Raw genomic sequence first — 17917 nt, forward strand, 5'->3', positions numbered from 1 at the left:
GGAGACTTGGCATGAAGCCCGCGAATCTTCTCATTTTTGTTGGCCTGAGCCTGGCGCTCTCGCCCTTCAAACTTTCCGCCGCCGAAACCGAATGCGGCCCCCGGGAAACCGTCCTTGAGGGGCTTGCCGCCGGATACGACGAAGCCCCGGTTGCCGCCGGTCTCGCCGAAAACGGCATGCTTGTCGAAGTTCTGACAGCTACGGACGGAACGACCTGGACAATCATCGCGAGCAGCACCGACGGCACCGCCTGTCTGGTCGCCTCGGGACAGAGCTGGCAGGCAAAGCAGCTCCCCGCCGGAGACATGGGGGCGGCGGCACGCGGCTACCGCATCCCGGCACCGGCAACCGAACTGGACGGTTAGGGCAAGGCCCCACAGGAAAATTCGCGGAAGTGGACACAGTCCCCTGGCGCCAGGCCACGCCGGGCGGCCTCGCCCCCCCGTATTTCGAGGACCGCGCGCACCGGACCGGGCGACGCGATGAGATCGGTCGAGTTGGGCGTCGTCCGATCAACGATGGCGGCAATCCGTCCGCTGGCGTCGATGAAGATCATATCCAGGGACAGCGGCGTGTTCTTCATCCACATGGCCACACGCCGATTGTGCGCGAGAAGAAAAATCATGCCCTTGTCGGATGCCAGGGTCGTCCGATACATCAGGCCCTGCGCGCGGGCTTTTTCATTATCCGCGATTTCGACCTCGAACCGATGTTCCCCGCCGGCACCCCGGATCACCAACTCTTCAGTTCCGGATGATGCAACGGCAACGCCGGCCCCCGCACAGAGGGCGCTGCTCAGGCCGACAAGGACCACGAAAATTCGGCGAACTCGCGCCCGCATCATGCAGCGACCGGCCCGGCCAGCATTTTTACCTCGTCACGCACGTGTCCCGGGCGAGGCTGGTCCATCAGCGTTGTAAACCACGCCTCCGGGGGGTCTTTGGCGAGGCGGTGCGACCAAGAAATGGCCCGCAGACGCCTTTCGGCCCCTTCAGGCAGGCGCTCGGGGATGGCCGAGCCGCTCAGCGTCGCCCAGATACCCGCCCAGCAACGGCCGACCGACCAGGGATTATATCCGCCCCCTCCGACAACGAGCGTGCGGGGCGCCAGATCGGCGAGGACCGCAACGGTCTCCCATAACGCGCGATTGGACAGGGCCAGCCGCGACAAAGGGTCTTCCAGAAGGCCATCCGCGCCCCCCTGGATGAAGACGATTTCGGGCTCGAAATCTTGCGCCAACGGCAGGATTGCTTCGCTCATCAGATAGCCCAATTCGCTGTCGTTGAAGCCCCGGGGGACAGGAAAATTCCAGGCCGAGCCCCCGGCCCTGTCTTCCTTGCGCCCGGTGAAAGGCCATCTCCGCGCCTCATGGACGGAAATCATCCGGACCCGCTGGTCCCCCGCGAAGCGGTCCTCGACCCCGTCCGGGTGGTGCGCGTCCAGATCGACATAAAGCACGCGGCTGAACCCGTTCGCGAGGAACCGGCAGATACCCAACACCGGATCGTTAAGGTAGCAAAAGCCGCTCGCCCGGTCGACGCGGCCATGGTGCGTGCCGCCGGCCGGATGATAGACGATGCCCGGCGCCGCCAGCAGTTCCGCCGCGAGGAGAGTCCCGCCCGCGGCCGTAGCCGGCCGCGTGAAACATTCCGAGTAAATCGGATTTTCGATCCCGCCCAAGTTGAAGCGCAAAGACAACTCGCGCGGGAGGACGCCCGTCTCCTCGGCCTGGACAAGGGCCGCGATATAGGCGGGGTCGTGGAACGCGTGCAACTCGTCCGGAGTGGCGCAAGGACTGTCCAGGTAGGAGCCCGGCAAATCCAGCCAGTTCAGCTCCCGGCACAGGTCTATTGTCGTCGAGACCCGGGGGATGTTGAGCGGGTGCCGGCTGCCGTGTCGGAGCGGCCGGAAGATCTCGCTCCCGATGAAATAGCATGGTCGTGTCATCGCCAGGGTGAAAGACTAGGTGGGGAGCCCTGAAGCGTCAATCCGGACGACGCCCGACAACCGCCAGTGCCGTGCCGGAATTGAGGTTTGCCTTCCCCGCGCCCTCCAATTAGGCTCAGCACCAGAACCCAGGGCTTCGAGGAAGAAAATGCCATTCAAGACCATACTGGTGCACGTGGCCTCCGACGATGCGTGTATCGAGCGCGTAAAGCTGGCCGCCGGCATTGCCGAGAAATTCGGGGCCCACGTGGTGGCCCTCTACATCACCTCTCCCGTTCACATGCCCGCGGGGATTTCGGGCCGGGGCGCCTCCCATGCCTTCCTGGCGGAAGCGACCGAAATCGCGCGTGAAAAAGGTGCCGCGCTGGAGAAGGAGATCATCGATCGGCTCGGCTCCCTTGGCGTAAAATCATGGGAATGGAAGATCGAGGAAGGCGATCACCTCGAAACCCTCACCCATTATGCCAACCTCGCCGATCTGGCCATTGTGGCCCAGTCGGAGCCGCACACGCTCGAGGACAAGGTCGTGATGCAGATTCCCGACCATCTCGGTCTTCATGCCCCCTGCCCAGTCCTGGTCTTCCCGCTCCACGAAACGGCGCCACCCGGAATCGGAAAGAGGATTCTTGTCGCCTGGAAAGACAAGCGCGAGGCGACGCGCGCGGTCCGGGAGGCGCTGCCCTTCTTGAAGTCAGCGGAAGAAGTCATCCTGTTTGCCCCGGTTACCTCGAACGAAAAATTCGAGACCGGGCGGGATATCTCGACCTTCCTCGCACGCCACGGGGTGAATTGCAGCGCCCGTACGTCATCCGATGATCGTGACGCGGGCCCGGCTATCCTGAGCCTCGCCGAGGCGGAGAATTGCGACATGGTGGTCATGGGCGCCTTCGGCCATTCGAGGTGGCGCGAAATGGTTCTGGGCGGCGCCACCCGCCATATCCTTCAGCACATGGCGGTCCCGGTCTTCATGACTCATTAGCCCTGCCAGCCGGGCCTACCTCAGAAGAACAAGAAGGTGACGACGGCGAAAATCGGCAGAAGGAAGAGCGCCGACCACCCCATAAACCCGAAAAAGCTTGGCATCTTGATGCCACGTTCCTCGGCGATCGAACGCACCATGAAATTCGGCGCATTGCCGATATAGGTGTTCGCTCCCATAAAGACGGCGCCGGCCGAGATCGCCAGAAGCGTGGTGGCCAGAGGCCCCATCAGGGTCGCCGCGTCACCACCGGCGGTGTTGAAGAACACCAGATATGTCGGCGCGTTGTCGAGGAAGCTGGAGAGCACTCCCGTCAGCCAGAAATAGGCGGCATTGTTCGGCTCGCCCCCCGGCCCCGACACCATCGAGACCACCGGTTCCAGCGCCCCTGATGTGCCCGCCCGCAGAATGGCGATGGCTGGAATGATCGTGAGAAAAATACCCGCAAAGAGCTTGCCGACCTCAACGATCGGAAACCAGCTGAACCCGTTAGCCTTGCGACTTTGCGCGCTGGTGAACGACCAGGACAGGAATGCGAGGAACAGCAGCAGCAGGTCCCGGGCGATGTTCTGCAGCTCGACATTGACGTGGTAGACGGTAAACGAGATTCCCGGCTTCCAGATCCCGCTCAGCAGAACGGCGCCAACCACGCCTGCCAGCAGAATGATGTTCTGCGCGCCCTCCAGCCCGAGGGGCTCATCCGTATCCACGGACTGTTGTTTCGCTTCCTTGCGGAAATAATAGCTGTCCAGAACATAGAAAATTGCCAGAAGACTGGCGGCGACCAGCAGCATCGGCAGCAGCATGTGGCTCGTCGGCCAGAAGAAGTCCACCCCCTTGAGGAAACCCAGGAAGAGTGGCGGATCGCCAAGGGGCGTCAGCGACCCCCCGATATTGGCGACCAGGAAAATGAAGAACACGAAAACATGCACATTGTGCTCGCGCCAGGCATTGGCCTTGATCATCGGCCGGATCAGGAGCATTGCGGCGCCGGTCGTCCCCATCCAGCTGGCGATCGCTGTACCCACCCCCAGGAGCCCGGTATTGACGACGGGTGTCGCTCGCAATGCCCCTTTGAGACGGATTCCTCCGGCGACTGTAAACAGGGCGAAAAGCAGAATGATGAAAGGGATATATTCGAGGAACAGCGTGTGCAGCACCTCGTAGAGAGCCAGTTCGAAGCCGTAAATGATCGTGAAGGGGCCGATAAAGGCGAGGGCCCAGGCGCCGGAAATCTTACCGAAATGGTTGTGCCAGAGCGTCGGAGCGAGCAGCGGCAGGATCGCGATTGACAAAAGGATGCCGACGAACGGCACGATCCAGATCAGCCCCAGTTCTCCGCCATCGAGATGAGGGGCCCCGGCCGTGGCGGCCCAGGCCGCGGCATCGGGGACCAGCAAGCCACCCCCCAGCAACATCGTCGCAATCACCGCCCTGAGGGCTCCGCAGTCCCGCCGCGAGGCAGTCCTGGAAAGACGGGCCGCGCCATCAATACGCTCTGTCGTCATCGTGCTGTACGCTCTGTCGTCATTGTGCTGTCAATCACTCGCCTGAATCCGCGATCTTACGGCGCGTGAGTATGCCCGACGGGCCTCCCAAGGCCAAGCCTTGCCGGCCCTCCCCGCCGTCGTCCGCCCCGCCCGAGTCGCGAGCCAAGAAAACAAGAAAAAACGGGCCGAATCGGCCCGTTTCTCCTGCTCGGCAGCAGCCCCGCAATTCGGTCTAGAGTTTTACCGTGACGGCCTTGGTCTCGGTGTAGGAATTCAGGGCCTCGTGGCCCATTTCCCGGCCCCAGCCCGATTGCTTGTAGCCGCCAAAGGGCATCGCGGCGTCGAACACGTTATGGCAATTTACCCAGACCGTGCCTGACTTTATGCGGTGGGCCAGCTTGTGGGCCATGGACAGATCCTTCGTCCAGATACTGGCCGCCAGCCCGTAGATCGTGTCGTTTGCCTGCTTTGCGAGGCGATCAAGATCGTCGTCATCGAATGGCTCCGCGCAAAGCACCGGGCCGAAAATCTCTTCGCGCACGACCTTCATGTCCGGCTTTGTGTTCGTCAGAACTGTTGGTTCGACGAAGTAGCCGGCATCGCCCTTTTTGGCGCCGCCGGAAAGCGCCCGGGCGCCTTCACTGAGACCGGATTCGATATAGCCGGTCACACGTGCCAGTTGTTCCTCGGAAACCAGCGGACCCATCTGGGTCGCCGGATCGAGCCCGGGACCGACCTTGATACCCTTGGCGTGTTCCGCCACCCCCTCGACAATCTTGTCGAATACGTGCTTGTGCGCGTAAAGCCGGGAGCCGGCACAGCAGGTCTGTCCCTGGTTGAAGAAAATTCCCATGGAGGCCCCGGCTATGGCCTGCTCGATATCGGCATCCGGCAAGATGATCGTGGGCGATTTGCCGCCCAGCTCGAGCGTGACTTTCTTGAGGTTGGTGTCTCCGGCCGCCTTGGCGATCAGCCGGCCCACCTCCGTAGAGCCGGTGAATGCCACCTTGTCCACATCGGGGTGTGCCGCCAGCGCGGCACCCGCCGTCTCGCCGTAGCCGGTCACGACATTGACGACTCCTTCCGGAAATCCGACTTCCCCGATGAGTTCGCCCAGCCGCAAGGCGCTCAGGGGTGTCTGTTCCGCGACCTTGAGCACAATGGTGCAGCCCGCCGCGAGGGCGGGACCAAGTTTCCACGACGCCATGAGAAGCGGGAAGTTCCAGGGAATGATCTGTCCCGCCACGCCGACCGGTTCGCGCCGCGTATAGGCCAGGAATTCGCCCGGCATGGAGAGGGACTTCGTGTTGCCCTCGATCTTGGTCGCCCATCCCGCCATATAGCGGAAAAGATCGGCCGAAAGCGGCACGTCTGCGGCGCGGGCCACGGAAACCGGCTTGCCATTATCAAGGGATTCGAGCTCGGCCAGTTCATCGAGATGTGCCTCGATGGCGTCGGCAAGTTTGCCCAGCAACCGTCCACGCTGCGACGGGGACATGGTATGCCAGGGGCCGCTCTCGAAAGCCTTGCGCGCAGCACTGACAGCGCGATCGATGTCCTCCTTGTCGGCTGCCGGCACATTGGCCATGATCTGGCCCGTCGCTGGATTATAAACCGGCAGGGTTTCTCCCGAGGCTGCGTCCACCCATTTGCCGCCGATCAGCATCTGCCGTTTTGCCGACAGGAATTTCGAAACCGCGGCACTCATCTGATTTTCGGTTACGCTGACATCCATCTGTCTGTTCCTCCCTTGCCCGCCCGTCCCGATATCAGGCAGGTCGTGGCCGTTAGCCTAGCGTTTTCAAAAGTCTACGCCGGCACCCGGCCAGCTTCAAGAAAGCCGTGCCGCAATTGCGGTTTTTCATCGATTTTCCGTGGCCGCCAAGCGGCAGGACAGGGTCCGGACGGGCCCCGCGATGCGGATCGCTCAGGCCCGGCAAAGGCGCTGTTTTATTACCCCTTGCGGTCGAGCAACTCGCCCGGTGGAAGCGGGCGGGGACCCAGAATTTCAATCGCCCGGGTGTAACAGGCCAGCTTGACGGACGCATCGTGGATCGGCTCCCCCCAGCCGGCATCGGCCGGAACAGCCTGGGCCGCGGCAGCGGGTCCGGCATCCTCTTCCCCGGTCCCGCCATAGGAGACCGGCTCCATCGATTCCGCCTCCTTGAAGAGGGATGTGACCTGATCCGATAACCTGTCCCTCATCTCCCGGGCATCCTCATCGGGCAGACCGGCAAAGCCGGACAGGATCTTTTCCGGCAGCCATTTGCGGCTTTCCGGCTCCGGCACCCGGCGATCCGGCGGTCCGTCATCTCCATCCTGCGGCCCCTGATCACCCCCGCCCTTCTGCCGGCCGCGAATGGGGCCCGGTCCGACAACACCGTCAACCGCGCGAACCCGGTTACCAGGCCCGCCCGGCGCAACGGCACCCGTCGCGGCGGCAACGCCGCTTCCGGCCCGGATAGTGTGACGGTCGGATACGTTCAAGACGGAGGTCTCCCTTCACCGTCAAGTAAAAGTTGTAATGCTTCAAAGATCAATACTTAAATTGATATAATATTACTATATTTATAGTATACTTTTACTCAAAGTCGCGACAAATTTTGCTAAAGTTTTAGGTAATCATCCACCCCGCGATCCATGGTTGCGGGCCGGTCAGCTCCACCCTAAGGTGCGCCGCCGGCCCCAGGAGCCCAAGATTGCCAAAGCCCCCCCATCCCACGCCTGAACGGGATTACGCCCCCTTTTTCTGGCTCCTTCTCCCACCCTTATTCTGGGCCAGTAACATCGTTGCCGGCCGGGCGGTCGTGGACACGGTCTCGCCATTCACCCTTACGCCCCTCCGCTGGCTTCTTGGGGCGTTTCTCCTCAGCCTGCTCTGCGGCCGCCAGCTCTGGCGTGAACGCTTTCTCGTCCGCGAGGAATGGCCGAAACTCATCCTCTACAGCATCACGGCCATCATCGGCGTGAATATCCTGGCCTATTTCGCCGTCCTCCATACCGAAGCCGTCAATGCCGCCATCGTGAACGGCCTGTTGCCGATCGTAATCATCCTGGCATCGTGGATTGGTCTCGGCGAACGCCTGACCCGACGCCAGACCCTGGGCGTGACAATCTCCTTTTTGGGGATTGTGGTGGTCGCGGCGCGCGGAAGTCTCGACGTACTGCTCGGGCTTCAGCTCAATCCGGGCGACCTCTTCATGCTGGCGGCCTTGACCATGTGGGGCACCTATTCGGTCGCCTATCGCCGTTTCAAGACGCGTTTCTCGCCCCTTCCCTTCGCCACCATCATTGCCTTTCTGGGCGCGCTCCTCACGCTGCCCCTGATGGTGTGGGACATCGGCACCGGCGGCCGGCTGCCGGACACACCCCAGCTGATGGGGATTGTGGTTTATATCGCGCTTTTCCCATCCTGTGCCGCGCTTCTCATCTGGAACCGCGCCGTCGCGGCCGTGGGACCCAACACGGCCGGATATTTCACCAACCTGATCCCCGTTTACGGCTCGCTTCTCGCGGTGGGACTGCTGGGGGAGGCGTTTCACCCCTATCACATCGTCGGGATTTTCCTGATCTTTGTGGGAATTTATTTTGCTGTGGTGAGCGCCCGCACCGCCCCACCCGACGCGCGACGGATCGGCTAGACGGCAGACAGACCGGCCGATCGACGGAGCGTCTAAAGGAAAACGTCCCCGCCATTGGGACTAAGGCATTGGCCCCGGAAATGGCGCGCCTGTTCGGAGGCAAGAAACAGGTAGGCCGGCACGATCTCGTCGATCTCGGCCAGTTTACCGCGCGGGATCGATTGGCGGATGGCTTCCAGCATGTCCGCCGGCACGTCTTCCAGCATCGGCGTCATCGTAGCGCCTGGCGCGACGCAATTCGCCCAGATTTCCCGCTTGCCGATTTCAAGCGCGAGAGAGCGTGTAAAGGACAGGATGGCGCCCTTGGCGGCCGTGTAGTGGGAAAAGCCGGGCGCACCCTTATAGGCCAATTGAGACGCCGTGTTGATGATGGCGCCGAAATTGCGCGCATACATGGCAGGGAGGACCGCGCGGGTGCAGAGGAATGTGCCGCGAAGATGGACCGCCATGACGCGGTCCCACATCTCGGCCGGCATGTCCTCGACCGGCGCACTGGTGGCGATACCGGCATTGTTGACCAGGATATCGATGCCGCCGAAGGTGTCGGTTACTTCCGCCACCATCGCCGCCACCGCCGCCTCGTCCGAGACATCCCCCTCGACCGCTATCCCCCGGCGCCCGCGCTTGGTGATCTCTTGAGCCACGGCCATGGCCTCTTCGCGCGCGCCCGCCTCAGGGTAATTCACCGCGACATCCGCCCCGGCCTCGGCGAAGGCCAGGGCGACGCCCCGGCCAATGCCCCGATTTGCTCCGGTTATCAGAGCCTTGCGCCCGGAGAGGGCTGTCATGCCTGTCTCCCCTTCCGGCTCACACGGGATGCTTCGCGAGGAAGCCGTCGAGCGCGGCGACGCATCCGTCAGGATCCCGATCGCACTCGAAATCCATACCACCCACCACGGCCTCCTCGGCATCCGGCCGAGCCGCGACGGCGCGCTGATGAAACGGCCAGACGACGTCGTCCGGGGCGCAGATATTCAGGATAGGACACGCGACCCGGGCGTAAAGCGCCTCGAAATCCTGGTCCCAGACCGCATTGAAGGCCTGAGGTGTGGCTTTCCAGCCCCTCAGATGATCCACGAGCTCCCGGTGATGCAGCTCCGTCGTCGTGTTGGCCCCGAGACCCGCCAGATAATCATGCGCGACCTTAAGATAGGCCCCGCTTGGCTCGGGACGAAACGGCGCATCAAAGGTCTTGCGGTAGTTCTCCCGTTCTTCCGCCGTCGCCAGGACCGCGCCCATCAGGGTCAGGGTTTGCGTGCGTGCCGGCATCGTGCGGACCGCCATGTCGACGGCGATACACCCGCCGGTATGATGACCACAGAGATGGACCTTCCCGGGCCCGGGATGGAGTGCCGAGACCGCTTCCGTCAGCACGTCTGCATAATAGCCGATGCCCGGGATACGGTCCGTCCCGAACGAATAACCGAACCCCGGCGTATCCAGCGCATACATTCGGTACCGGCCGGCGAGACGGACCATCATCGCCTCGAACATCGAGCCGCTGGATGCTGTCTGATGAAAGAAGAACACAGTCGGGCCGACGCCCTGATCCTCGGCCCGGAAATGGATCTGCCCTTCCGAGGTATCGACATAGCCTTTGCGCAGCATTCCTAGAAACCGTTTTTCTTGAGAAAGTTGCGGATGGCCGTGGCCGATCCGTCCGGGTCGAGGTCGGGTTCGAAATTTGCCCCCTTCAGCTCGACCATTTCGGCGTCAGGATGTGCCTCCTTCGCCCGTGGCAAATAGGCGTACAGCACATCGTCCCTGGCGGCCATGATCAGGCAGGGGCACGTGCATTTTCTGAAGAATGCCGGGAAATCCTGCTTCCACACGGCGTCATAGGTCAGGGCACGGCCCTTCCAGGCCCGGAGCATATCGGTCACTTCCCGATGATGCAGGTCGACGCGTCCGGCCACCCCCAGCTCATCAAGATATTTCCAATTCTGCATCAGGTGGCTGCCGTCGGATTTTGGCGTGAACGGACCCGAAAAATGCTTTGAGAACTCGTCCCGTTCCGCCTGAGTCAGCTGCACGGGTCCAAACAGGCTGAGGGTCTTGACGCGGTCCGGCCATCCGGCCCCCATCTCGACGGCCATGCAGGCTCCAGTATGATGCCCGACAAGATGAAATTCTCCCACGCCCAGATTATCGAGCGCTTCCATGAACACATCTGTGTAGTAGGAGATCGCCGGCAATTCATCGATATCATACGATCCGCCGAAGCCCGGCGTATCCAGGGCGTATATCTTGTAGTCTTTCTCCAAACGGCTGATGACCTGCTCCCACATCGCCCCGCTTGAGGCCGTCTGATGCAGGAAAACGATCGGTACGCCGCTTTCCGGTCCCGCTTCCCGGTAGTGGAGCTGCCCGTCCTTCACGTCGACATAGCCCTTGCGCACTGCCATCGGCCGCTTTCCCCCTGTCAGATTAGAATAGGATTACCTCAGGCCGAGAGAGCCCGGATTCATCAACCGGTCGGGATCCAGATGTGACTTCACCGCTTCGAGAAGATTCCAAAGCCCGTCATTGTTCATGGCCTCGCGATAGGGATAGTAGCGGCCTATCTGAAGGTGGCATGCACCATGCTCGAAGAAAATATCCCGGAGGCCGTCGCGAAGCTTGAGAGCAATTTCGCGACTGTCCATGTCTTTTGAACGGCCCGACCATTTTTCGCGATTTTTCTCCTCGAGCTTGTCCAGTCGGAATTCCTGAACCTCGTCATACCAGTAGAAGCTTGGCTCGATGACGAATTCCGATCCCGAGAAACAGGTCAGGTAGGAGGTGCGGATGTTGTGCTTGTCCATCAGTTCCTTGTTATCGGCGAAATATTTCTCGATCAGCTCACCCATTTCGCGCGCGCGCGACAAGGGGATAAAGCAATGAATCGGCAACCATATTTCTCCATCCGAGCCCAGGATGACGCTGCTGACACCATCAAAGGGGACCGAATTGAAAACGGTCGGGATGCTGTTGTCGATCTCGATCCCGCCGTTGGCTTCGCAGATCTCCCGTCCCATCTCCATGTGCTCGTTCGCCACCACGGCGTTATGAGCTTCAAAGGTCATGTGTAACGAGTATTTTATGTCCTTAAGGACTTTCTGGCCGGCGAGCGCTACCCTGAGCGTTCTCCAAAGCCCCCCCTTGCGTGCCACTCCGGCAAGCGTCGACAGCCCCTGCTTGAACGTAAAGCCCAGCTTCTCGAACCCGGCATTGTAATAGGGATCAAAGCCGTAGCACTCGGCCGCGATCCGAAGACGCGCCAGTTCCGTCTGGGTGTTCAGCATCTGATCAAGTGTATCGAAGGCAAACGACATCGTCGCCGTCACCTTCGGAAATTTGACCAATCGCAGCGTCGCACGCGCCTTGAAGCCGAGTGCGCCCGTATCGGCTGTAAAGATTCCCGTCAAATCGGGGCCAAAATGGCGGTAGAAGGGATTTGAGTTCTTGTGGGCCCACGATCCCGTCCGGACCAGGGAGCCATTTGCCGTCACAATTTCGAGGCCAAGCACACTCTCGGCGACGGTGTTGTAGATGCCCGAGCCCAGGAACAGGCTATTTTGTGAGAGAGCGCCGCCCACCGTGGCGAACATCCCGGAAAGCGGGCCATAATATGGGGTGCGCACCCCTTTGTCCCGCAGGGCTTCATAAAGCTGCTTCCAAGTGCAGCCACATTCCACAGTGACGTACATGTCCTCTGTGTTGATTTCCACGATCCGGTCGAGGCGCCGGGTGTCGACGCTGATCGTGGCTTCGCGGTCAGGCGTATAGCCCTTCGTATAGGACATGCCCCCACCCCGCGGGATTACGGCAAAGCCGGCACCGGTCACTTCCCGGACAACCGCCGACAGCTCCTCGACGGTAGCCGGCTGCACGACCGCTGTTGCCGATGAGAACGGCAGGTAGCTCAAATCCCGGCTGAAATAGTCTCTTTCCCGTTCCGCCGTCAGCACATGCTCCGCGCCGACTACTGACCGCAACCGGTCGATTACCGAATGGTCAATATTGGATTCGACCTGTACAGACATGACTGCTTCCTCCTCCGCGCGGCGCTCCGCACCCGTCTAAACCAGGACGTTCTCGCCGCTCATCCAGACAAAGACACGCTGGAATTTTCCGTCCTTCAGGTACCAGTGGTTTACATTCATCAAGGTCGTGTGCTCGCTGCCCTTATCCAGTTCCACGCGGAACCGCGAGGACACTGCCTGCCCTTCGACATCCGCGATGGTCTCGAAGTCGGCATGAAGGATCGTGTCGTATTCGAAGAGACCTTCGAACATCTTCCTGATCCCTTCGTCTCGACCTTCGTGGACAGTGAAATGAGATTGAATCGTAAAGACGGCGTCCGGATTGAAATTGGCCAAAACGGCCTGCATATTTTTTTTATCGACGTTGCCGAAGTATTTTTTCTGCGCGATGTCGATCAGCTCTTCCCGGCTCAAACGCTTCGTCATATCCAGAAACTCCTTATCAATTCTACCGAATTCAGCGAGCGCTCAGCAGCGCTCCGATGATAGCTGCATCCTGTGGCGCTTCAGGCGATGGAAACGCCTTTTTGCTATGGCTTAAGCCGAGTTCAAGGAAGAGTTCGGCCATTTTGTAGGCGATCAGACCGGGGTTAATCACCGGCACCCTCAGCCTCTCCGACAGATATCCGTGCGATTGATGCATCGTTGTCGAACCGAGCACGATCACATCCGCATCGTCTTCCTCTATCGCTCTTGTCGCCTCCGTCTCGAGTTTCCGGAATACCACTTCTTCCTTGCCCTCAAGCAGTTCCTCGAGATCCGGCCGCGTGTCGATCGATCGCATTGAAGCGAGACGAGGCCAAAGCTTGTATTCCGTCAAGGTTTTCTCATAGAGCGGGAACCATTCGTCCCACATGGTAATGATCGAGAATTTCTTACCCAGCATACAGGCTATGTGGAACGCGACCATCCCCGGGGCGATTACAGGGATCGAAAGCCGCGACCTGAGGGGGTACAGGCCCGAATCGCTGACCGTATCGATGCAGACGGCGTCGTATCCTTCTTCTTCCGCTTTCAGGCCTGCCTCGAACGTAAAGGAATCCATCAGCAACATGTCGTAGAAACTGTCGCCAAGTGCAGCGCCGTTCTTCACGGAAACGAATTCAACCTCGAACCCTTCACGCCGGAGCGCCGCGGGCAGTTGTGCGGCCCGGTTGGCGACGCCGGCCGCGTCCATTGGGATGGGAACAATAACCTTTATCCGCTTCACCATGCCGAATTCCGGCTCCAACGCTTATGAATTACTCGACGGCGACACCTGAAATAATCCGCTCGTACTCCCGGTCCTCCTCCCTGTAGCGGACGTCGTCCAGCTCCTCCTGCAGAATGCGGAGGACCCGATCCAGAAACGCCGCCCGCGCCGCATCCCGTTCCGCCTCGACCTCGGCCCCCGGCTCATAGGCATCAACATCAGCGCTTGTGAACAGCCCCTTGCCGGCGGCAATTTTTTCGACTGAATCGAGTCTGTCGCGAAGCACGGAGACCTCGCCCGCCAGGGCCATAACCATGGAGAGTATCTGATCCACCTCGGAGTTTTCGAAGAACCAGGGACGACGCCCCTTGGACGTGCGCAGGCGCCGCGCTTCCGCCAGCGGCCGTTTGGCCACCCGTTGAGGGGCGTCGTTTTTGGGCGATGGTTTGGAGCGTCGCGCTTTGCGTGCCGGAGTCCGGGCGGATGCGCCGGATGTGCTCCTTGCCGCTTTCCGGCTGGCGGATTTGGCCGCCGCTTTTCGCGTCGCTTTTTTTGCGGCTTTTCTTGCGGTTTTTTTTTCAATTTTTTTTGCGCTCTTCCCGCTGCTGCGGGCGGGTGCGCGCCTGATCGCTTTTTTCGTTCTCGCCGCCCCCTTGGCTGGTTTTCGCTTGGCTGTCGTCCGCTTTGTTTTTTTTGCCACCCTGGAACGTGTCGCCATTTTTGTTTACCCCTGTTAGGACGCCGTGGGCCTTGCCGCCCCTTGCCCGGCGGTCAGGCCGTCCCGTTGTTAAGGTCGAAAAAAGGCGAACACATCGTCTGCTGGATGCGTTCGCCGTTTTTCCGCGCGTGCGAGCCTATTTCTGGCCGCCAAATATGAACCAGGCTCCACCGCCTCCGAAGTCGCCCCCCTCAAACTTGTTTGTCTTGGTCTCCGAAGACGTCATGGGCTGAAGATGCTGGATGACCTTCGACTTTGCGAAGCCGGCCTTGGTCACGACCTTCTCAATGTCCTTGTCGTGGACAGTTCCCCAGAACGGCTCGTTATTGTACCGGGTATCCCAGTCAAGAATGAACTGTTCGTATGGCGGCATATCATGATACTGCGGCACCTCGGCGTGAAGCATCAGCCCGCCCGGTTTCAAGAGCCGGTGGGCCTCTTTCATGATGTTGTCGAGCGCCTTGTTCGATGTCTCATGCAAAAGAATATGAGAAACGATGAGATCGAAGGAGTTGTCCTCGAAATTTGTTTGCTCGGCGTTTTGCTGTGAGAAATGCACCTTCTTGCCGAGGGTTTCGGCCCGAGCATGGGCATAGCGAAGCATCGGAGCACCGATCTCGATCCCATGAACTTCCGCACCTGGGAAGGCGTCAACATAGGGCAGCGTGCTGTGGCCCACGGAGCACCCGAGGTCGAGGATCCGCTTCGGCTTGAAGTCCGGATGATGCTGCTTGATATAGGTGATGACCGTTTCCCCCATATCCTGGTTGGAATCGCCCATCCGGCCCATCGCGTAGATGTAGACCGCCCGATCATAAAGCGCGCCCGCATAGAGGTCGTCGTCAGTCAGTTCCGTGTGATAACCACCCGGCATGCAATGGATATCGACCGCGGTATGATAGGCGGGAACCTTCAGATTTGGGTCCAGCGTAAGCGACCCCAGCTTCTTTCCATTGCCACGCGCCTTTGCCTTCTCCATAAGGTCGCCCAGCTGGCGTTCCACACTTTCGCCGACGGAATCCCACATCAGTTCCTGGCTCGTACGCAGCAGCGAGGACCACATCTGATAATAAGGGTCATGGTCCATCACCTTGCGGACGTCGTGGCGAGTCTTCGCATCCCGCTTGTAGCGGCGCTTGAATTCTTCCTTGCCGCGAGACTCCCAGACTTCCTTTGTGCCGGGAGAAACCTTGGTAGCCAGATGGATCTTGAGGCTCTTGACGAAGTTCTGGCGTGCGTTCTCGTCGGCCGTGCGGCGAACGAGCATGTCGTGCTGAAGTTGTTCTGCCATGTCCCTCTCCCTTGTCCCGCCGCCAAGCCCTGCCTCGATGCGAGAGCGCCGTGCGTTAACGAGGCCGCCTCGGCTGGCTTCCTTATCTCTGGCAAAACTTTACCACAAATGGGCGATATATGTATATCTACGTATACCAGAAAAATACCACAGGGGAGCCGGCGCCCGCCGGCGCCGGAGCCTCAGGCGGAGATGGCCTCACCCGAAAGGACAAAGGCCGCTCCGCCCCCCGCACGGGCGGCCTGGAAGGCCGCTTCGGCGGGGCCCAGGAGCAGCCGACCCGCGAAAAACTCCGCAGTCGCCAGTTTGGCCTGATTGAATGCATCGGGTTTTTCGGCCGCGAGCCGGGCGGCACGGGCCCAGAGATAACCCATGGTGACGAGGCCAAATCCTCTCAGATAATCGCTCGCGCCGGCGCGTGCGGCGATGGGATCATCCGTCCATGCCGCGGTGAGAAACGCGGTTGCCGCGTGCATGGCCTGCAGGGCGGAGCGCAGCGGGGTGACGATGAAGTCGATATCCCCCCGGCCCTGGTTTTCCGAGAGGAAGGCCTCGATTTCGGCAACATGGTTCTTCCAGAGACGGCCCTCGTGGAGAGAAAGTTTGCGGCCCACCAGATCCAGCGCCTGGATTCCATTTGTTCCTTCGTAGATCGGGCCGATCCGCGCGTCGCGGATATTCTGCTCCATGCCGTACTCGCGCACATAACCGACCCCGCCATATACCTGAACGCCGAGGCTGGCGACTTCCACACCGAGATCCGAGAACAGGGCCTTTGCAACCGGAATCATCAGGTCCACCCGATCCTGTGCCGCTTGCGCCACTTCCTGCGAGCCGCATTCCGCCTCGTCAAAAGCCCGCGCAATCCAGTACGCCATCATCCGCATACCTTCGGTATAGGCCTTCATCGTGAAAAGCATCCGGCGCACATCGGGATGATCGATGATCGGCCCGGATTGCACGCGCTCGCGCGCATACCGGATTGCGTTCTGGGTTGCGTTTTCCGCCAGGCCCAGCCCCTGGAGGCCGATCTCAAAACGTTCGTAATTCATGACCGTGAACATGTTGTGCATGCCCCGGTTTTCCTCACCCACCAGATAGGCAGTCGCGCCATCGAAGTTGAGGACGCAGGTGGCCGAGCCGTTAATGCCCATCTTGTGCTCGATCCCGGCGCAAAACACAGAATTGCGCTGGCCCGGCGTGCCATCGGCGCTCATCAGCAGCTTTGGCACCAGAAACAGGCTGAGGCCGCGGGTTCCGGCGGGGGCATCCGGCAGTCGCGCCAGCACCAGGTGAATGACCTGCTCTGTAAGATCATGCTCCCCGCCCGTAATCCAGATCTTGCTGCCTTCAAGCCGGTAAGTACCATCCTCCCGGGGCATCGCCTTTGCCCGCGTCGCCCCGACATCGCTGCCCGCCTGCGGCTCGGAAAGGCACATTGTCCCGGTAAACCGGCCTGACGCGAGAGGTTCCAGGTACGCGGATTTCAACTCTTCGCTACCATGACGCCAGATAGCCTGAAAGACGCCGCGCGTCAGCCCCGGGTAAAGGGAGAGCGAGGTATTCGCCGCGCACATCATCTCTGACACTGCGACGCTTATCATGTGGGGCAGCCCCTGCCCGCCGAATGCGGGGTCGAGCGAGAGTCCGATCCAGCCGCCTTCGGCAAACTGATCGTATGCTGCCTTGAACCCGGGCGGCGTGCGAACCGCCCCGTTGTCGAAAACACAGCCCGCCTCGTCGCCTTCCCGGTTCGTGGGCGCGATCACCGAAGCCGTTACCCTGCCCGCCTCTTCAAGAATTGCCCGGTAGAGTTCGATGTCAAATTCGGAAAACGCGGCACATGCGCCGAGTGCTTCAATTCCAGCGATTTCATTAAGCGTAAATTCTATGTCGCGCAGAGGCGGTAAATATTCAGTCATTTTGCCTACCGGTGAGGACTCAAAACAAACGGGGCAGCTATCGCTGCCCCGCTTACTCGATCTGCGGCCCGCAAGCTACGCCGTGACGAGGTCGAGCAGCTTGAGCGCTTCCGACGACGCAATAACGTCCGCATATTTCTGGTTGAGGTCGTAGAGATTGGCCTTATGAGCAGGCGGATCGCGATCCCCGCAGCCATCCTCGACCACGATGGTCTTGAAATTTGAAGACAGCGAATCGACGCCAGACGCCCGGACGCAACCGCTCGTCGTGAATCCGGTCACAAACACGGTATCGACGCCAAGTGCTTCCATTTGTTCCTTCAGGCCGGTCCCGAAAAAGGCGCTCGGCCAGTATTTGACCACAACCGCCTCGTCCGGACGCGGTTCCAGGCGCGGATCGATTTCGACGAGCTCACTGCCCTTTTCCAGCAGATCCAGGGCAGGCAGCTTGGTCCGAAAAACGCTGGCCTGTTCCGGTCTGTCGTAGGCCACGGTGGTAAAAAATATCGGCAGGCCAAGTTCGCGAAAGCGGTCGGCCAGTTTCTTGATGACACCGACTTCACTGTCGAAATTTCCGCCCAGGGCGCAATTCGGATCGGTGAACCCGACAGAGGCATCAACGACGAGAAGCGCCGGTTTCTTCCCGATCCCCGTGGAGGTCTTGTCCAAGGTTGACATGGTGCGCTCCCTTCCTTCCGATTTTATTCCTGAA

Annotated in this window: 19 protein-coding genes; 4 read left to right on the plus strand and 15 right to left on the minus strand. The window is 60.5% G+C overall.

Annotated features, from left to right (window positions below; translation table 11 throughout):
• The first annotated feature begins 11 nt into the window (after positions 1–11).
• Entirely contained in the window at positions 12–365 is a 354-nt protein-coding gene (locus tag RLQ26_10275; GenBank protein ID MEQ9089109.1) for a hypothetical protein, read from the plus strand.
• On the opposite strand, the gene RLQ26_10280 is transcribed toward RLQ26_10275, so the two are convergent.
• Both RLQ26_10280 and RLQ26_10285 read right to left on the minus strand, forming a co-directional pair.
• Positions 362–844, minus strand: coding sequence for a DUF192 domain-containing protein (locus RLQ26_10280; protein MEQ9089110.1), 483 nt, complete (start codon positions 842–844; stop codon positions 362–364). The two genes, RLQ26_10275 and RLQ26_10280, sit on opposite strands and share 4 nt — an antisense overlap.
• Entirely contained in the window at positions 841–1947 is a 1107-nt protein-coding gene (locus RLQ26_10285; GenBank protein MEQ9089111.1) for an acetoin utilization protein AcuC, read from the minus strand. Before RLQ26_10285 ends, RLQ26_10280 begins: the two co-directional genes overlap by 4 nt.
• A gap of 148 nt (positions 1948–2095) precedes the next feature.
• Here RLQ26_10285 and RLQ26_10290 point away from each other — a divergent pair, with 148 nt between their 5' ends.
• Entirely contained in the window at positions 2096–2926 is an 831-nt protein-coding gene (locus RLQ26_10290) for a universal stress protein (GenBank protein ID MEQ9089112.1), read from the plus strand.
• 20 nt (positions 2927–2946) lie between these two features.
• Here the strand turns inward: RLQ26_10290 and RLQ26_10295 are convergent, their stop codons facing one another.
• The 3 genes from RLQ26_10295 to RLQ26_10305 form a co-directional block, all read right to left on the minus strand.
• Positions 2947–4344, minus strand: coding sequence for a sodium:proton antiporter (locus tag RLQ26_10295; GenBank protein MEQ9089113.1), 1398 nt, complete (start codon positions 4342–4344; stop codon positions 2947–2949).
• Between the two features lie 304 nt (positions 4345–4648).
• A complete protein-coding gene (locus tag RLQ26_10300; GenBank protein ID MEQ9089114.1) occupies positions 4649–6151 on the minus strand; it encodes an aldehyde dehydrogenase family protein in 1503 nt (500 codons plus the stop codon).
• A 218-nt stretch (positions 6152–6369) separates the two neighbouring features.
• Positions 6370–6903, minus strand: coding sequence for a hypothetical protein (locus RLQ26_10305; protein ID MEQ9089115.1), 534 nt, complete (start codon positions 6901–6903; stop codon positions 6370–6372).
• Between the two features lie 212 nt (positions 6904–7115).
• Between RLQ26_10305 and RLQ26_10310 the strand changes: the two genes are divergently transcribed.
• On the plus strand, positions 7116–8057 hold the full coding sequence (locus RLQ26_10310) for a DMT family transporter (protein ID MEQ9089116.1): 942 nt from the start codon (positions 7116–7118) through the stop codon (positions 8055–8057).
• A 32-nt stretch (positions 8058–8089) separates the two neighbouring features.
• Here RLQ26_10310 and RLQ26_10315 read toward each other — a convergent pair whose 3' ends face one another.
• Genes RLQ26_10315 through RLQ26_10345 form a run of 7 tightly spaced genes read right to left on the minus strand, consistent with a single transcriptional unit; the run spans position 8090 to position 13689 of the window.
• Positions 8090–8845, minus strand: coding sequence for an SDR family oxidoreductase (locus RLQ26_10315; protein MEQ9089117.1), 756 nt, complete (start codon positions 8843–8845; stop codon positions 8090–8092).
• A 19-nt stretch (positions 8846–8864) separates the two neighbouring features.
• Entirely contained in the window at positions 8865–9665 is an 801-nt protein-coding gene (locus RLQ26_10320; protein ID MEQ9089118.1) for an alpha/beta hydrolase, read from the minus strand.
• Positions 9666–9667: 2 nt separating this feature from the next.
• A complete protein-coding gene (locus tag RLQ26_10325; GenBank protein MEQ9089119.1) occupies positions 9668–10462 on the minus strand; it encodes an alpha/beta hydrolase in 795 nt (264 codons plus the stop codon).
• Positions 10463–10495: 33 nt separating this feature from the next.
• Positions 10496–12082 (minus strand): FAD-binding oxidoreductase, encoded by a 1587-nt coding sequence (locus tag RLQ26_10330; protein ID MEQ9089120.1) that lies wholly within the window; start codon positions 12080–12082, stop codon positions 10496–10498.
• A 36-nt stretch (positions 12083–12118) separates the two neighbouring features.
• Positions 12119–12508, minus strand: a complete 390-nt coding sequence (locus RLQ26_10335; protein ID MEQ9089121.1) for a nuclear transport factor 2 family protein — start codon at positions 12506–12508, stop codon at positions 12119–12121.
• Positions 12509–12539: 31 nt separating this feature from the next.
• Positions 12540–13295, minus strand: coding sequence for an aspartate/glutamate racemase family protein (locus RLQ26_10340; protein MEQ9089122.1), 756 nt, complete (start codon positions 13293–13295; stop codon positions 12540–12542).
• Between the two features lie 28 nt (positions 13296–13323).
• Positions 13324–13689 (minus strand): hypothetical protein, encoded by a 366-nt coding sequence (locus RLQ26_10345; GenBank protein MEQ9089123.1) that lies wholly within the window; start codon positions 13687–13689, stop codon positions 13324–13326.
• A gap of 19 nt (positions 13690–13708) precedes the next feature.
• On the opposite strand from RLQ26_10345, the gene RLQ26_10350 reads away from it, so the two are divergent.
• Complete coding sequence (locus RLQ26_10350; protein ID MEQ9089124.1) at positions 13709–14011, plus strand: hypothetical protein; 303 nt, start codon at positions 13709–13711, stop codon at positions 14009–14011.
• A gap of 117 nt (positions 14012–14128) precedes the next feature.
• On the opposite strand, the gene RLQ26_10355 is transcribed toward RLQ26_10350, so the two are convergent.
• The 3 genes from RLQ26_10355 to RLQ26_10365 form a co-directional block, all read right to left on the minus strand.
• Entirely contained in the window at positions 14129–15283 is a 1155-nt protein-coding gene (locus tag RLQ26_10355) for a methyltransferase domain-containing protein (protein MEQ9089125.1), read from the minus strand.
• 182 nt (positions 15284–15465) lie between these two features.
• Positions 15466–17205 (minus strand): acyl-CoA dehydrogenase, encoded by a 1740-nt coding sequence (locus RLQ26_10360; protein ID MEQ9089126.1) that lies wholly within the window; start codon positions 17203–17205, stop codon positions 15466–15468.
• Between the two features lie 75 nt (positions 17206–17280).
• Positions 17281–17883 (minus strand): isochorismatase family protein, encoded by a 603-nt coding sequence (locus RLQ26_10365; GenBank protein ID MEQ9089127.1) that lies wholly within the window; start codon positions 17881–17883, stop codon positions 17281–17283.
• Between the last annotated feature and the right edge of the window lie 34 nt (positions 17884–17917).

It is taken from the genome of Alphaproteobacteria bacterium (genome assembly GCA_040220875.1).
GTDB lineage: Bacteria > Pseudomonadota > Alphaproteobacteria > JAVJVX01 > JAVJVX01 > JAVJVX01.

Bases quoted from the DNA above. Each gene is read 5' to 3' on its own strand.
- RLQ26_10275 (MEQ9089109.1), top strand. From the start codon at position 12: ATGAAGCCCGCGAATCTTCTCATTTTTGTTGGCCTGAGCCTGGCGCTC.
- RLQ26_10280 (MEQ9089110.1), bottom strand. From the start codon at position 844: ATGATGCGGGCGCGAGTTCGCCGAATTTTCGTGGTCCTTGTCGGCCTG.
- RLQ26_10285 (MEQ9089111.1), bottom strand. From the start codon at position 1,947: ATGACACGACCATGCTATTTCATCGGGAGCGAGATCTTCCGGCCGCTC.
- RLQ26_10290 (MEQ9089112.1), top strand. From the start codon at position 2,096: ATGCCATTCAAGACCATACTGGTGCACGTGGCCTCCGACGATGCGTGT.
- RLQ26_10295 (MEQ9089113.1), bottom strand. From the start codon at position 4,344: ATGTTGCTGGGGGGTGGCTTGCTGGTCCCCGATGCCGCGGCCTGGGCC.
- RLQ26_10300 (MEQ9089114.1), bottom strand. From the start codon at position 6,151: ATGGATGTCAGCGTAACCGAAAATCAGATGAGTGCCGCGGTTTCGAAA.
- RLQ26_10315 (MEQ9089117.1), bottom strand. From the start codon at position 8,845: ATGACAGCCCTCTCCGGGCGCAAGGCTCTGATAACCGGAGCAAATCGG.
- RLQ26_10320 (MEQ9089118.1), bottom strand. From the start codon at position 9,665: ATGCTGCGCAAAGGCTATGTCGATACCTCGGAAGGGCAGATCCATTTC.
- RLQ26_10325 (MEQ9089119.1), bottom strand. From the start codon at position 10,462: ATGGCAGTGCGCAAGGGCTATGTCGACGTGAAGGACGGGCAGCTCCAC.
- RLQ26_10330 (MEQ9089120.1), bottom strand. From the start codon at position 12,082: ATGTCTGTACAGGTCGAATCCAATATTGACCATTCGGTAATCGACCGG.
- RLQ26_10335 (MEQ9089121.1), bottom strand. From the start codon at position 12,508: ATGACGAAGCGTTTGAGCCGGGAAGAGCTGATCGACATCGCGCAGAAA.
- RLQ26_10340 (MEQ9089122.1), bottom strand. From the start codon at position 13,295: ATGGTGAAGCGGATAAAGGTTATTGTTCCCATCCCAATGGACGCGGCC.
- RLQ26_10355 (MEQ9089125.1), bottom strand. From the start codon at position 15,283: ATGGCAGAACAACTTCAGCACGACATGCTCGTTCGCCGCACGGCCGAC.
- RLQ26_10360 (MEQ9089126.1), bottom strand. From the start codon at position 17,205: ATGACTGAATATTTACCGCCTCTGCGCGACATAGAATTTACGCTTAAT.
- RLQ26_10365 (MEQ9089127.1), bottom strand. From the start codon at position 17,883: ATGTCAACCTTGGACAAGACCTCCACGGGGATCGGGAAGAAACCGGCG.